This is a genomic window from Gluconacetobacter dulcium (assembly GCF_014174165.1).
Lineage (GTDB): Bacteria > Pseudomonadota > Alphaproteobacteria > Acetobacterales > Acetobacteraceae > Gluconacetobacter > Gluconacetobacter dulcium.
Genome location: NZ_JABEQN010000004.1, coordinates 201,478 through 215,822 on the forward strand (window position 1 = coordinate 201,478; position 14,345 = coordinate 215,822).

Consider the following 14,345-nt stretch of genomic DNA (forward strand, 5'->3'; position numbering starts at 1 on the left):
ACCACGCAAGGCGCGACCACGCCGTCGGGTCATCTTCGTTGATGAACACCAGCCGCTTCGGGGCGAAATCAGATTGCGACTATCAACGGCTTGTCCAAGACGGATGAGGTCCATAGAAGCGACCCATGAAATTCTTGACTGTTCCTTCAATGTGTATTCTTGCTTCTACCAAGCTGGGATAAATCGCTGTATTCCCCGCGCATCATAAAAGATGACGCACCCTATCGAACCCGGAAGATTACCGCATCTGCTCTTGTCAGTCGTCCATGCTCCGGTCGTTGTCAAAGCAATCGTCGGATTTGAAATAGGATTTCCAAGAGTAAGCTTTACTGGGTTTCCGTTACGTTGGCTGAAACTGAATGCCGCGTTGTCACTTCCCCCCGCCCCGGAGTTATCAGGACCTGGAGCGATCACAGACTCTTGCTTACTGTCCGGAATCATATAAACGTGAGATCCAATCGCTACGCCGCCAAAAGCTGCGCCCCACTTCTGGAGACTTTGTGTGATTCCATGGGTTGCGCCGCTGCGATTATTTGTAAAGTTGTTACCTATAAGCGTAATCTTTGGGACGTTTGAGGTTGTAATGAGTCCAAACCCGTGGTCACCTTGATTCCCGTTCTGACGGAACAGCGTTCCAACATATGATTGGGACATATTAGAGTTATCATCAAAAACACCATTGATGAGTGCATTAAAAATTGTTCCGCCAGTGAAGAGAAGTTGCCCTCTTACTCCTTGATCGATCTGAATGTTGTTCGTATGCGATGACGCAACCCAGCCGCCCGAAAAATTGATATAGAGGTCGCCATCTTGGCTCAACTTATCATTGACCTCAACACCGGCACCTTTTTTTGAACTGTCGATGCTACACATGGGACCAAAGAAAAATTCACGGTTCGTTGCGGGAGTGAATGCATTATCGATCAAGACATTAATGCCGTTACCGATAATATCGGTGCCCCCGTCGCAGTCAAAACCGCCGAAACCACCACCAATGTGAACTCCGATCTTTGGTGTGACACCAGTATCTGTCGGTGCTACTTTCCACGCCATGAAGCCAAGATCGGCAGATCCCAAGGGACCGCCATTGATTTGAACGGCTTCATTTTGCGCAACTGCGTAATTGTGACCATAACTCATAACGTGATCAATCTGGTCAAACCATACGCCGTTCCATAAATATCCATTGCCTTCCTGGCCATCCAAAATAATATTTCCAATTACTGACCTGCTTATGCCGCGTAGGTGCAACCCTGCTCCGGTTGTCATCTTCGTATTCGATGCAATTCTGAAATCATGAATATACCAATTATTTTGTGGGTTCTTTCCGTCTCCAATTTTCATTAAATCTATATTTTTACGTTCTCCTGTGTATAAGAATGTGGTTGAGTAGGGGCCAGAGCCGTGCAGAGTAATGTGCGCTGCTTGGCTATTCTCCGGATTGGAGACGGTACTTTTGAATACGCACACCCCCGGAGGCGCTTCTAGTTCTACATTCGCAGGCGTATTGCCTGCTACATTTGTTGCATTGGCAAGCCACGCATTAATTGCAACTGTATCATCACTAACGCCGTCGCATTTCGCGCCATATGATAGAAGCGAAATTTTGCAATTTATATTGACACCGGTCGCTTTGTTCCCTTGTGTTATAGGGTTGCAGGTATGATTTTCATTACTTAGATTTTCAGTCCTGCGCGCCGTCTGCCTTATTGTGTGGCCTTTAGAAGCAAAATGTTCTGGGGACGGCTGATCCTTGGTTTCTCTGTCGAATGGCGGCGTTCTGGCGCAATTCACCAATGCGCCGCAATTAGACGAGCGCGCAATGGCGGGTGAAAATACCAAAGCAAGAACGGCGAGAAGACGTATCATCAATAAGTCCTCCTATTCACTAAGAGTCCGGTCGAGATCATTTTGAACAATTTCAGAGTCTTATGAACGGGACGTGCCGCGTCCACCAAGTTCACAACAAATAAAACTCAGTGATTTCAAGGCGCAGTGAAAGCTCCCATGACCGTAAGCGATTGAAATATCGTAGAAAGATCTCGGCCAGACACTAACCGTTGCCCGGCATCCGGCTGGAACAGCTAACGAAACATCAATCGCTCAGGCCGTCCATGTTCACGCCGACAACTCTCCTAGCCGTTGCGGGGCATACCGGGCTGTAAGAAAAGCTTACACCACTTGCGCTTCTCGATGCCTTGGTTAGGCCCTGTTACAGCTGGAGGGTTATTCCTATATATCGGGAATAACTGAAAGCAATGTGACGCAGATTTTCACCGACACAGCCTGGGCAATTGGGGAGCCGCTGATCGGAGCGGCGGCCGCGCAGCAAGACCCCACCGAAGGATTTGCGGCGGACGATTTAGGCGGTGTTCTGGTGTCATTAGAATGGTGCGAAATGGCGCAACATCCCTATGGAACTGGGCCCATAGCGGCTGACGGTGCAGTTGTTCATCCGCTGGACCAAATGAGGAGTCTAGGAACGCCTGTTCGCCCGGGAGCATATTTGAGCCATGGGAGCGCGACCAGCGATCCCGCCCAAGCGTAGAGACGATGCCGCTAGCTGCCATAACGAGTTTATCGCAACCGGCAATCTGGTGGAAAACTTCTAGGCCCGTCTGAAGGAATGGCAGGCCGCCGCAATGCGATACGAAAAGACCGCCGCCTTGTTCCTCGCCATTCTTCACCTCGCCGCAGCCGCAGATTGGATCAAATCTAGAACGGCGTAGGCATGCTTCATTCTATTCTGTGCGGATATATTAAAAATATATATTATGGATTTCTCGGATTTTCATGGTGATCTGTACGAGTGACAGTTCTATCTAATATTATTCTAAAGGTTATTGTACATGTCCACACCTTCCTGTACGCTAGTACAGATAGTCATCTTGCCACCTTGTAAAACCATACTGTGATCACAGACGTCTTTTATGTAGTCCATACTATGAGAAACGATTACAAGAGCCCGATCTTGGCGCTTTTCAAAAAGCTCTCGGCGGCAGCGTTCCGTAAAGCGTGCATCGCCGACCATGATGACTTCGTCAATCAGATAGCAGTCGAACTCGATCGCAATGGATAGCGCGAAGGCAAGTCGGGCTTTCATGCCTGATGAATAGTTTTTCACCGGTTCGCGAAGATGTTGACCCAATTCCGCGAAATCGTCCACGAAACGACGCATCTCGTCGTAATTGCGATTATAGATGCGTGCGATGAACCTCAGATTATCCAGTCCGCTCAGGCTCCCTTGGAATGCGCCTGAAAATGCTAGTGGCCAGGAGACGGACATGTCCACTTCGACCCGTCCTGATGTCGGCACGTCGACGCCGCCGATAATCCGCAGCAATGTTGATTTGCCAGCTCCATTATGCCCCAGAATGCCCCATTTTTCGCTGCGTTGAATGGTACAATTCACACCGTTCAGCACGCGCTTCATGCCAGACGATGTGTGGAAGTCCTTGACGATGTCGACGCATCTTATCATGGCTTGGTGACTTTACCCTGTGATTTCCAGATGCTTTCTGACGCCTGCGGTCAGGAATATGCCGATAAGCAGCATCAGGGCAGTGCTCCAGGTATCGTAGAAAAGATCGTACCTAACGCTGGCTTCTATCCCGAACTCGCCGCCTCGGATCATCTCCACGTTGTTGGCCATAGGAGAAAGCATCAAGATCCATTGGTAACGGAGCGGAAGCCAGGCGACCATAACGAACGCTCCGCTCATCGGGAGCGATAGATAACCGAAGACGGTCACGGTTTTTTCGACAAGATCGGACATTTCGCTTAACGAGGCGGCCAGTAGGGCGGTCGCGAAAGAGAAAACGCATTGATAGGAGATGCCTAGTAAGAGGAGGCCGTAATCTTTTGGCGGGTTCATGTAGCCCAAGCCGATGGCACCCATCATGACGATGCCGCCGGCCATAATTGTTCCGATAATTTCCAGAAACGAGCGTGCCGTGATGACGTCGAAAGGTGTTACCTGTCGATGGAAAAAGAGGCTGCCATTGGACTCATACGCCTTGACGGCACGCCCCATGCAATGCCGCCACATCGTCAGGGGAATATAGCCTGTGACCACCATAGCTGTCATGGCCAGACCATGCTCGCGCGCCGGCCGGATAGCCGTCCATACGATTGCCACGCCGGCACAAAAAAGAATTGGTTCTCCGATCACCCAGAGGAAACCCAAATTTTCGCGCCCGTAGCGAGTGTGCAGTTCCCGAAGGATGAGCGCATGAATGACCTTGTATTGAATAACGAAGCAGGAGAGCAGCGTATCGCGTCGCTGAGGTTGTGGCGTCATGTGATCCTGTGCTCCCTCGCGCCCGCAATCAGAAGCCGCCCCATGATATAAGCGCCGTAGAAAGAGACGAGAGAAATTGCCATCACTTCGAGGGTAGGCGGATATGCGGGATAATCAGGCTTGTCTGGGCGGGAGACTTCTTCCAGGAAGACCATTTGATGGTCTGCTCGGGCCTTGGCGCTTTGCAGGGATGCCACCTCTGACGCCAATACCTGCTGCAGGATCTGCCGCTGGATGGTCAGGTTGTCAAACTCGGTCAGTGTCGGCACCAGGGAATGGGTATCACCCGTCAGCCGGGCGGATGCGGTGTTCAGTTGTTTGCGCAGGATATTGATCTGCTGCTCGTAGACGGCGATGGACGGACTGTCGGGCGACGTCTGGCGGGTCTGGTCCAGGCGCATCTGCGTGGCGGTGAGCAGCGATTGCAGCGCGTATTGCGTGGAAACCAGGGGCTCGCTCTGCTTCTCCGGGTCGATCATCGCGCTGGTATTGCGGAAGGCTGCAAGGCGGGTTTGCAGGTCGCGGATCTGGTCGAGCGTTGTATCGACCTCTCGCTGTGCGGCATCCACCAGATTCGCGCGCTGCCGGCGGTTGATCTCGTTCACCAGGTCTTCTGCGGCCGCGATGAGCGCCTTGGCAATGCGCTGTGAATCCTCCGCGCTGAAGGTGCGGACGGTCAGGACAGACAGGGAAGTCTCTGCATCGATCTGTGCCTTAACGTGTTTCTTGTAGTATTTGTAGAAGCTTTCCAGATCGCGCCGCGAATACCAGTTGGGGAAGCGGGACATGAAATCTGCGCTCGGGTGCGAGAAGACCTGGGCCAGTCCGTCTTTGTGGAGCAGGAGTGCCATGGCGTCACGCGACATGAGATAGTCTTGCACGGCGAACGTATCATCGCTGGTGACGGACTCATTCATGCCGGTTTGCATCATCATGGAAAGCGGCGCACTCCCCATGCTGTGTTCGCCGCGCACCATGAAATGGGATTCGGAAATATATTGCGGGCTGGCGATAAGGGTCAGATAGAGAAAGAGGAAAATATTCGGAACGATAACAGTTAAAAAAAGTCCGGACCCGATCTTGTTTCTTACAAAAGCAAAGCCGGCCGCAAGCGGCGCTGCCGCATGGGCCGGCTGGGATGCGGGCGCTAAGGCTAATGAAGGGTGTTCTTGAAACTCATCTGACATCGAAAGACTTTCCTGCTCCAACCTCGATCGAAAAACTGCACATATCCTGTTTCGTTGCGGGCATCCTGGCTTATGCGCTAGCGCGCCACCATGTAGCCGGCCGTAATGCCCGGTTGGATGATCGTGCTGATAAGGCCGAACAGTTTGTAGAAATTATTCGCCTTCGCGTTGGAGTAATACAGCATGTCCTTGTCTCTCATGGCGAAATGCTGCCCCAGGAAATAATTGCCCGGATTCATCATGTCGATTTGGTACACGATCGGCGTGACCGGCTTGCCTTCGGCCACAGGAAGACCCAGCCGCCTCACGACGTCGTTGTCTTCATAGCGCAGAAGGAAAATACCGTTGGGATCGGACTGCTGGTCCAGAGGGCCTCCCGTCCTGGCAAGGGCTTCGGACAAGGAGAGTTCAGGTACCGCAAACGGGACCTCCGACACCTTGCCGGTGGCACCGAAAACGGTAAAGGTTCTGGGTTTGTAGATAACCTCGATCCGGTCGCCGGGATGAATCTCGATGTTCTGCGACGGGTCGTTTTCCGGAACGCTCATCGCCACGCGCGCCACGTGGTTGCCTCGCGTCAACTGGATGATGGAATCCTCCGGCGGATGGGGACTGCCCTGCGCCAGGGCGATGACATCCATGAGACGCTCGCGCGCGGGGGTGAGGAATACGCGTCCAGGGCGGGTGACGTTTCCATAGACGATGGCGGAGTTGGTCACGCTCTCTGCGACATGGACGACGACCTGAGGCGCCTGCGATTTTCGCGCTAATGCCTGGCGTATTGTCGCGGCCGCCTGATCCACCGTCTGTCCTGCCACATGCAGCGTGCCTGCATAGGGGACGGTGACGGTTCCTTCTGCACTGACCTTCAGTGGCGGCAGATTGCTGAGCATGGCCTTGGCGCCCTGAGAGTCCTGCCCGGTGCCGCCGGACGACAGGATGCTGCCGGTATTCTGGGTAGTTGTAGAGCCGCCCGCCATGGCGGCGGCCATCGATGTGCCGCTGGCATTGCTTCCACCGCCGCCGAACAGGCCATTACCGATTTCATAGATCGAAATCTGAATCGTATCACCGGGGCCGATCATGTCGTTGCTCGTCGGCCGATCGGTTATTTTGTCCAGAGACGAAAGGGGGGCGGGGGAATCGCTGGCAAGAATCGTCAGGAGATCGGAACTGATCTGTACGAGACCGAACCCCAACTTGTTTTTCTGCGGGTCTTTTTGAGCGCTGAGGAACTGTGATTCCGTGGGGCCGCTGCTTGGCAGGGAACTGCAACCGGACAGAAAGATCAGGCCACTCGCCAGCACGCCGGATACCTGCGCTGCCATACGGTATGTGGCGGTGCCGGCACGCAGGCGGGAGTGTTGAGGAATCATATGAACCACGCGACATACCACCAAGAAAAATTTGTCTCTGGTCAGACTGCCAAAGCTCTATGTCAAAGGTTGGACAGATTGACAAGAAAGTGCTCGGGCACACATCGGCTCGTGCCGATAGTCGGTCTGAAGGGGGGGAGATCGCTTCCGATCCCTATACTTGCGGTGCCCGCGCGCCTTCAATCTCGGAAATCAACCACGACCGGAACATGATCCGACGTTGTCGGCCAGTCACGTGCGTCTCGCAGCACCGTCATGTCGACGAGGCGATCCGTGAGGTCGGGTGTGACCCAGATATGGTCCAGGCGGCGTCCGCGGTTGGATGCTTTCCAGTCCCGGTTGCGATAGGACCACCACGTATAGAGTTTTTCCTGCGGCGGCACGAAATGCCGCATCGCATCGACGAAGCCGTTTTCCTGCCACGCCAGGAGCCGGCTGGTCTCCGGCGGTGTATGGCTGACCACGGTCAGCAATTGCCTGTGGCTCCAGACATCCTGTTCAAGCGGGGCGATGTTCAGGTCGCCGACCAGAATGGTCCGGCGGTTGGGCCGGTTGGCGAACCATGTCGTTGCCTCGTCCACGAACGCCAGCTTGTGCGCGAATTTCGGGTTGGCATCCGGGTCGGGAATGTCGCCGCCGGCCGGGACATAGAAATTGTGCAGTTCGACCGCTTCGCCATCAAGGGGGAAGGATGCCGCGATATGCCGGCAATCACTCCGCGCGCACCAGTCAGGTGTATCGTCGAGCGACGTCAACTGCACGCGCGAGAGGATCGCGACGCCGTTATAGGATTTCATACCGCGATAAAGGACGTGGGCGTATCCAAGGTCGCGCACCGCATCGGCCGGGAACAGATCGTCCGGAACCTTGGTTTCCTGCAGGCAGATAATGTCGGGTCGGAGAGCCTCGCCGAGCCGGGCGAGCAGGGGCAGCCGAAGGCGGAGCGAATTGATATTCCATGTGACGATGCGCATATCGGTGACATTGCCCATCATGCTCAGGCTGACAAGAGCGATTCCCGTTCTGACGAATAGAATGGAATCGCATGAAAGGTGACCGGGTTGGCGATGCGGAAGTTTGGTTCATGGGGAGACGAGCGATCCTCGGCTTTTGGGCGGATCGGAATAAATTTATAATAATCAGAGAGTTATTTTTCTGTGCTGCTTTTTTATGCAATCCAAGTCGGGGGCAGGAAAACCGCCCGTCCCACGATTCTGCCCGTGCCTGCTCCACAGACTTATCCACATGATCGGTGGATGAATGGGAAACGGCTTGATGGACGGTGAGGCGGTCGGCGCCCCGCGCATCCGGGGCGTCGAAGCGATCCAGCAGGCGTTGCAGACCATGCCGCTCTCGCCCGGTGTCTATCGCATGATCGGCGAGAAGGGAGAGGTACTGTACGTCGGCAAGGCGCGACTGCTGAAGCGGCGGGTGACATCGTACACGCACCTGGGCAAGCTGCCCGAGCGGCTGCGGCGGATGGTGTCCGAGACGGTGACGATGGAGATCGTCACCACGCATACCGAGGCCGAGGCGCTGCTGCTGGAAGCCAATTATATCAAGCGCATGAAGCCGCGCTTCAATATCCTGCTGCGCGACGACAAGAGCTATCCGTGGATCATGATGAGCGATGGCGATGCGTTTCCGCAGATCGCGAAACATCGTGGCAAGCTGGTCAAGGGCGCCTCCTATTGGGGGCCGTTTGCCTCGGCCTGGGCGGTCAACCAGACGCTGAACCTGCTCCAGCGCGTGTTCCTGCTGCGGTCGTGCTCGGACGCCGTGTTCAACGCACGCACGCGGCCTTGCCTGCTATTTCAGATCAAGCGCTGCTCGGCGCCCTGCGTCGGGCGCATCGAGCAGGCGGATTATGCCCATCTGGTGGAGCAGGCGCGGGCCTTTCTGTCCGGCCAGCGCAACGGCCTGCGCGATGAACTGGTTCGGGAGATGGAGGAGGCGGCGGCCAGCCTGGCGTTCGAGCGCGCGGCCACCATTCGCGACCGCATTCGCGGATTCGCGGCGATGCAGGATTCGTCGGTCATCAATCCCGCGTCGCTGGACGATGCGGATATTGTGGCGATCGCCCAGGTGGCGGGACAATCCTGCATTCAGGTCTTTTTCATCCGCGGCGGCCGCAACAACGGCAATCGCGCCTTCTTTCCCATCCATGCCCGTGACGAGGCGCCGGGCGATGTGCTGGGTGCGTTCCTGTCGCAATTCTATGACGACAAGCCGCCGCCGGCGCAGATCCTGCTGAACTGCGAGATCGCGGAACACGATCTGATGGCCGACGCGCTGGGTATCAAGCGTGGCCGCAAGGTCGAGATCCTCGTGCCGCAACGGGGTGAGAAGCGTGCGGTCGTCGAGCATGCGGAGACGAACGCGCGCGAGGCGATGGAACGCAAGATGGCCGAAAGCACGGCCCAGGCGAAGCTGCTGGACGGCGTGGCGGACCTGTTCGGGCTCGATACCGCGCCGCGCCGGATCGAGATCTACGACAACAGCCATATTATGGGTAGCAATGCCTATGGTGTCATGGTGGTGGCCGGGCCGGAAGGATTCGACCGCCGGAGTTACCGCAAGTTCGCGATTCGCGGGCCGATCACGCCGGGGGACGATTTTGCGATGATGCGCGAGGTGCTGGAGCGCCGCTTCAGCCGCGCCCTGCGCGAGCGCGAGGCGGAAGGAGGCGTGGCCGACTGGCCGGATATCGTCCTGATCGACGGCGGAGCAGGCCAGTATTCCGCGGTGCGGACGATCCTGGATGAACTCGGCGTGTCGGACGTGACGCTTGTGGCGATCGCCAAGGGACCCGATCGGGATGCTGGACGGGAATGGTTCCATGTGGCCGACCGTCCGGCCTTCCAACTGCCACTACGCGATCCGGTACTATATTATCTACAGCGGCTGCGTGACGAATCTCACCGTTTCGCCATTTCCACCCATCGCGCCGGCCGGTCCAAGGCACTGGTGAAGTCCGAACTCGACGAGATTCCGGGCGTTGGCGCGGCGCGCAAGCGCGCGCTGCTCAACCAGTTCGGTTCGGCGCGTGGGGTAAGGCAGGCGGGACTGGCCGAACTCGAGGCGACGCCGGGGATCAACCGCGAGACCGCGCGTGTCGTCTATGGCCATTTCCACCCCGGCTGGAGCGGCGCATAGCGCCTATGACCGACGTTGAGGCAGGTGTGAGCGTTTTCTTCATCAGACCGGCGTGAAGTACCGTTCCTGTTCGCCATGTCTTGTTGTACGGTGCGTCCGATGCTGACCGACCTGCCCAATGTCCTGACCCTGTCGCGGATTGGGGCGATTCCCGTCCTGGTTGCCCTTGTGGCGATGGGGGGGGCGATCACGGATTGTGCGGCCTGCCTGCTGTTTATCGCGGCTGCGATCACCGATTATCTGGACGGTCGGCTGGCGCGCGCGCGGCAGCAATATTCCGAACTGGGCCGGATGCTCGATCCGATCGCCGACAAGCTGCTGGTCGGCGCGTCGCTGATGATGCTGGCCGGAACCGATCATCTGCCGTTCGGCGCATTGTATCCGGCCATCATTATCCTGGCACGGGAGATCCTGATCAGCGGCATGCGCGAGTTCCTGGCCGCGACGCGGATCAGCCTGCCGGTGACGAGGCTGGCCAAATGGAAGACCGGTATCCAGATGACGGCGATCGGTTTCCTGCTGGCCGGCGACGGGACGGGGCGACTGTTGCAGATGCCATGGCTTCCGGTCGGGCTGATCGGGTCGGTCCTGCTCTGGATCGCGGCCGTTCTGACGGTCATGACCGGATGGGATTACCTCATGACAGCCCTGCGGCATATCGGCCGCCACGATGGCGCGTCAAAAATCGCGTCCTGATTGTATCGTTGCATTTCATGCCACTTGTGGTTGTGGAGACGAATGGGCAGACTTCCAATCGCTGGCGGAGCACGCGCGGGCGGAGGGGCAGGATGATACGCAGGGCGGCGGTGCTTTCACTGCTGGTATTACAGGCGGGTTGTGCCGGGTTCGGCAAGGTGATGGCCGATGACGCAACCTTTCCCGGAGTCAATCCAAACCTGCCTGGGGGGGATGCCGAGAACCTGCGTCGCGCCAAGGGGGAAGGGGTCGCGGAGCGGCCGATCCTGCCCCAGGGCGGCAATATGTGGCCGGGCCCACCCGCGCCGCTGCCGACCCTGGGCGATGCGACGCGGGAACGTCATGGGGCTGACGATGACGGCCTGCCGGCTGATGCGGCCACAGGGCCGGAACTGCCCGAGGGTGGCACGCTGAGCGCGGGCGAACAGGCGGAGATCCGGGGCGGGGTGCAGAATTCCTCGGTTCGGACCCCGGGCCCTTCGGCGGGGCAGGAGGATGCTGCACTTGCCCGATCCGGCCAGACGGCCTCGACCATCGTTATTCCCAATGGGGATGGCACCAGCACGGTCATTACCCCGAATGGCACCGTGAAGACGGTGCGGGACACGCAGGGCGTTTCCAGATAGGAACAGCCGCGCGGCCGGGCCGGAGGGCGGACACGGCGATGACGGGGAGGCGGTGAGCATGGTGGAAATTCTGTATTTCGCCTGGCTTCGGGATCGGCTGGGCCGGTCGCGGGAGACGTTCGTGCTGCCGCGTGATGGGGGGCTTTCGGTTCGTGACATCATGGACGGGCTGCGTCGGCGCGGTGCGGCTTATGAAGAGATATTCGCCGAAGGCGGCGGGCCGATCCGCTGTGCCGTCAACCAGGAATTCGCCGCACTCGATTCGCCCGTGCGAGCGGGCGACGAACTGGCTTTCTTTCCGCCTGTGACGGGGGGATAGACCGTGCTGGTCGATATCCGGGTGCAGGAAGAGACCTTCTCGTTGGACGCCGAGATCGCGCGGCTGGCCGCAACGGGATTCGATGTCGGCGGGATCGGTGCCTTCATCGGGCTGGTGCGCGGTGATGCGGGACTGGCCGCGCTGGCCCTGGAACATTATCCGGGCATGACCGAATCCATGATCGCGCGAATCGTGGCGCAGGCCGGCACCCGATTCGACCTGCTGGCCTGCACCGTGATCCACCGGGTAGGGCGGCTGCCGGTCGGGGCGCCGATCGTGCTGGTACTGTGCGCGGCGGCCCATCGGGGGGCGGCGCTTGAGGCGACGGGCTTCGTGATCGACTGGCTGAAGACGCAGGCACCGTTCTGGAAACGCGAGGATTATCCGGACGGGCAGGCGAGGTGGGTCGCCGCGCGCGAAAGCGACGAAGCCGCCGCGGCCCGATGGGACGCCGGAGACCCGTCGGAGGCGTAACGATTTCCGCCTCGGCCCGCCGTGGGGCACCCCTGATGGACGGCGAAGAAAAAAAACTTTTTGCTTGACGCGGAAAGTCCTGACTTCGGGTCGAGCGGCCCCCTTGCCGTCTCGGCATCTTCATATATCTAGTGCGTTCTTGGTTGCCCTGACGCGATATGTAGCGTCATAATGCCGCCCCGGACATACGCACAAACGCCGTGTCCCGGCGATTTTCACGGAGATGATGGATGAGCCTGGATGACGTATCCGGAACCGTGTCTGATCGTCCGGTCGATGAACGTGGCCCGTTTCAGGACCATGAATCCGGCCAGACGCCCGACATGTTCGATGATGTCGTCCAGCTACCCGGCCACCATCCCGTGCGGGTCAATCGGTCGCGCGACGCGCTGCTGACGCCGTTCGGCAAGGCGACGCTGGATAACCGTTATCTGCTGGACGGCGAAAGCTATCAGGACCTGTTCGGGCGCGTCGCATCCTATTACGGCGCCGATCCGGGACATGCCCAGCGGCTGTATGACTATATCTCGCGCCACTGGTTCATGCCGGCGACGCCCGTGCTGTCCAATGGCGGGACGACGCGCGGCCTGCCGATCTCCTGCTTCCTGAACGAGGCCAACGATAGCCTGCGCGGCATCGTCGATCTGTGGAACGAGAATGTCTGGCTGGCCAGCAAGGGTGGCGGCATCGGCTCCTATTGGGGCAATCTGCGCTCGATCGGCGAGAATGTCGGCCGTAACGGCAAGACGTCGGGCGTGATCCCTTTCATCCGCGTGATGGACAGCCTGACGCTGGCGATCAGCCAGGGATCGCTGCGCCGGGGATCGGCCGCCGTGTATCTGCCGGTCTGGCATCCCGAGATCGAGGAATTCATCGAGATCCGCCGCCCGACCGGCGGCGATCCGAACCGCAAGGCGCTGAACCTGCATCATGGCGTGCTGGTGTCGGACGCCTTCATGCGTGCCGTGGCCGAGGATGCGGAATGGGCGCTGCTGTCGCCCAAGGATGGCGCGCATATCCGCCACGTCTCCGCGCGGTCGCTGTGGATTCGGATCCTGACGGCGCGGATGGAGCAGGGCGAGCCCTACATCATCTATTCCGATCATGTGAATAACGCGCGGCCCGAGCACCACAAGCTGGCGGGGCTGGAGGTCAAGACCTCGAATCTGTGCGCCGAGATCACGCTGCCGACCGGCATCGACCATCACGGTCAGGAACGGACGGCTGTCTGCTGCCTGTCCTCCCTCAACCTGGAAACCTGGGAAGAGTGGAAGGACGATCCGCAGTTCATCGAGGACGTGATGCTGTTCCTCGACAACGTGCTGCAGGATTTCATCGACCGGGCGCCGGACGACATGGCGCGCGCCAAATATGCGGCCTCGCGCGAGCGATCGGTCGGGCTGGGGGTGATGGGCTTCCATTCCTTCCTGCAGGCGAACAACGTGCCGTTCGAAAGCGTGATCGCGAAGGTCTGGAACAAACGGATTTTCAAGCATATTCGCGAGCAGGCCGACAAGGCGTCGCGCAAGCTGGCCGAACTGCGCGGGGCGTGCCCGGACGCGGCGGAATATGGCGTGATGGAGCGCTTCTCCAACAAGATGGCGATTGCGCCGACGGCGTCGATTTCCATCATCGCCGGCAATTCCAGCCCCGGAATCGAGCCGATCGCCGCCAACGTCTTCCTGCAAAAGACGCTTTCCGGCTCGTTTACGGTGCGCAACCGGCATCTGACCAAGCTGCTGATCGACAAGGGCCAGAACACCGACGAGGTGTGGTCGTCGATCACCCTGACCCAGGGCAGCGTCCAGCATCTGGATTTCCTGACCCAGCAGGAAAAGGATGTCTTCAAGACCGCGTTCGAACTCGACCAGCGCTGGGTGGTGGAGCACGCGGCCGATCGCGCCGGTTATATCTGCCAGGCGCAGTCGATCAATCTGTTCCTGCCCGCGAACGTGCATAAGCGCGACCTGCACCAGATCCATTACCTGGCATGGAAGCGGGGCGTGAAATCGCTGTATTATTGCCGTTCGCTGTCGATCCAGCGGGCGGATACCGTCAGCAACGTGCTGGACAAGAGCGACGTCCTGGTTCCGGAGCCGGCAGCGGCCGCGCCGGCCACGCCGACGTCATCCACCAATTACGATGAATGCCTGGCCTGCCAGTAAGCGGGTAAGGCGGCGCGACCGCCTGCCCCTACAGGCTGTTTGCCGC

The 14,345-nt window shown here is 58.4% G+C and carries 12 protein-coding genes; 6 read left to right on the forward strand and 6 right to left on the reverse strand.

What is annotated here, in order from left to right:
* Positions 1 to 165 precede the first annotated feature (165 nt).
* The 6 genes from HLH25_RS05065 to HLH25_RS05095 all read right to left on the reverse strand — a co-directional run bounded on the left by HLH25_RS05065 (position 166) and on the right by HLH25_RS05095 (position 7,858).
* The gene (locus tag HLH25_RS05065; protein WP_182973039.1) at positions 166 to 1,869 is read right to left on the reverse strand and encodes a pectate lyase family protein; all 1,704 of its coding nucleotides are present in this window, start codon (positions 1,867 to 1,869) and stop codon (positions 166 to 168) included.
* A gap of 964 nt (positions 1,870 to 2,833) precedes the next feature.
* Entirely contained in the window at positions 2,834 to 3,433 is a 600-nt protein-coding gene (locus tag HLH25_RS05075; RefSeq protein ID WP_375288954.1) for an ABC transporter ATP-binding protein, read from the reverse strand.
* Between the two features lie 60 nt (positions 3,434 to 3,493).
* The gene (locus HLH25_RS05080) at positions 3,494 to 4,300 is read right to left on the reverse strand and encodes an ABC transporter permease (RefSeq protein WP_182973041.1); all 807 of its coding nucleotides are present in this window, start codon (positions 4,298 to 4,300) and stop codon (positions 3,494 to 3,496) included.
* A complete protein-coding gene (locus HLH25_RS05085) occupies positions 4,297 to 5,487 on the reverse strand; it encodes a capsule biosynthesis protein (protein ID WP_182973042.1) in 1,191 nt (396 codons plus the stop codon). Before HLH25_RS05085 ends, HLH25_RS05080 begins: the two co-directional genes overlap by 4 nt.
* Before the next feature lie 77 nt (positions 5,488 to 5,564).
* Complete coding sequence (locus tag HLH25_RS05090) at positions 5,565 to 6,863, reverse strand: polysaccharide biosynthesis/export family protein (protein ID WP_246401439.1); 1,299 nt, start codon at positions 6,861 to 6,863, stop codon at positions 5,565 to 5,567.
* 179 nt (positions 6,864 to 7,042) lie between these two features.
* On the reverse strand, positions 7,043 to 7,858 hold the full coding sequence (locus HLH25_RS05095; protein WP_182973043.1) for an exodeoxyribonuclease III: 816 nt from the start codon (positions 7,856 to 7,858) through the stop codon (positions 7,043 to 7,045).
* A gap of 280 nt (positions 7,859 to 8,138) precedes the next feature.
* Between HLH25_RS05095 and uvrC the strand changes: the two genes are divergently transcribed.
* The 6 genes from uvrC to HLH25_RS05125 all read left to right on the forward strand — a co-directional run bounded on the left by uvrC (position 8,139) and on the right by HLH25_RS05125 (position 14,299).
* On the forward strand, positions 8,139 to 10,019 hold the full coding sequence (gene uvrC / locus HLH25_RS05100) for an excinuclease ABC subunit UvrC (protein ID WP_182973044.1): 1,881 nt from the start codon (positions 8,139 to 8,141) through the stop codon (positions 10,017 to 10,019).
* Between the two features lie 99 nt (positions 10,020 to 10,118).
* Complete coding sequence (pgsA, locus tag HLH25_RS05105) at positions 10,119 to 10,715, forward strand: CDP-diacylglycerol--glycerol-3-phosphate 3-phosphatidyltransferase (protein ID WP_182973045.1); 597 nt, start codon at positions 10,119 to 10,121, stop codon at positions 10,713 to 10,715.
* Positions 10,716 to 10,807: 92 nt separating this feature from the next.
* On the forward strand, positions 10,808 to 11,341 hold the full coding sequence (locus HLH25_RS05110; RefSeq protein WP_246401370.1) for a hypothetical protein: 534 nt from the start codon (positions 10,808 to 10,810) through the stop codon (positions 11,339 to 11,341).
* A 58-nt stretch (positions 11,342 to 11,399) separates the two neighbouring features.
* On the forward strand, positions 11,400 to 11,660 hold the full coding sequence (locus tag HLH25_RS05115) for a MoaD/ThiS family protein (protein ID WP_182973047.1): 261 nt from the start codon (positions 11,400 to 11,402) through the stop codon (positions 11,658 to 11,660).
* A gap of 3 nt (positions 11,661 to 11,663) precedes the next feature.
* Positions 11,664 to 12,134, forward strand: coding sequence for a molybdenum cofactor biosynthesis protein MoaE (locus HLH25_RS05120; protein WP_182973048.1), 471 nt, complete (start codon positions 11,664 to 11,666; stop codon positions 12,132 to 12,134).
* Between the two features lie 230 nt (positions 12,135 to 12,364).
* Positions 12,365 to 14,299 carry a ribonucleoside-diphosphate reductase subunit alpha gene (locus HLH25_RS05125; protein WP_182973049.1) on the forward strand — a complete coding sequence of 645 codons (1,935 nt, stop codon included), beginning with the start codon at positions 12,365 to 12,367 and terminating at the stop codon, positions 14,297 to 14,299.
* Positions 14,300 to 14,345: the final 46 nt, after the last annotated feature.

What these genes read in the sequence shown, in the direction of transcription:
- HLH25_RS05065 (WP_182973039.1), bottom strand. Translation starts at nt 1,869, where the DNA reads ATGATACGTCTTCTCGCCGTTCTTGCTTTGGTATTTTCACCCGCCATT.
- HLH25_RS05075 (WP_375288954.1), bottom strand. Translation starts at nt 3,433, where the DNA reads ATGAAGCGCGTGCTGAACGGTGTGAATTGTACCATTCAACGCAGCGAA.
- HLH25_RS05080 (WP_182973041.1), bottom strand. Translation starts at nt 4,300, where the DNA reads ATGACGCCACAACCTCAGCGACGCGATACGCTGCTCTCCTGCTTCGTT.
- HLH25_RS05085 (WP_182973042.1), bottom strand. Translation starts at nt 5,487, where the DNA reads ATGTCAGATGAGTTTCAAGAACACCCTTCATTAGCCTTAGCGCCCGCA.
- HLH25_RS05090 (WP_246401439.1), bottom strand. Translation starts at nt 6,863, where the DNA reads ATGATTCCTCAACACTCCCGCCTGCGTGCCGGCACCGCCACATACCGT.
- HLH25_RS05095 (WP_182973043.1), bottom strand. Translation starts at nt 7,858, where the DNA reads ATGATGGGCAATGTCACCGATATGCGCATCGTCACATGGAATATCAAT.
- uvrC (WP_182973044.1), top strand. Translation starts at nt 8,139, where the DNA reads ATGGACGGTGAGGCGGTCGGCGCCCCGCGCATCCGGGGCGTCGAAGCG.
- pgsA (WP_182973045.1), top strand. Translation starts at nt 10,119, where the DNA reads ATGCTGACCGACCTGCCCAATGTCCTGACCCTGTCGCGGATTGGGGCG.
- HLH25_RS05110 (WP_246401370.1), top strand. Translation starts at nt 10,808, where the DNA reads ATGATACGCAGGGCGGCGGTGCTTTCACTGCTGGTATTACAGGCGGGT.
- HLH25_RS05115 (WP_182973047.1), top strand. Translation starts at nt 11,400, where the DNA reads ATGGTGGAAATTCTGTATTTCGCCTGGCTTCGGGATCGGCTGGGCCGG.
- HLH25_RS05125 (WP_182973049.1), top strand. Translation starts at nt 12,365, where the DNA reads ATGAGCCTGGATGACGTATCCGGAACCGTGTCTGATCGTCCGGTCGAT.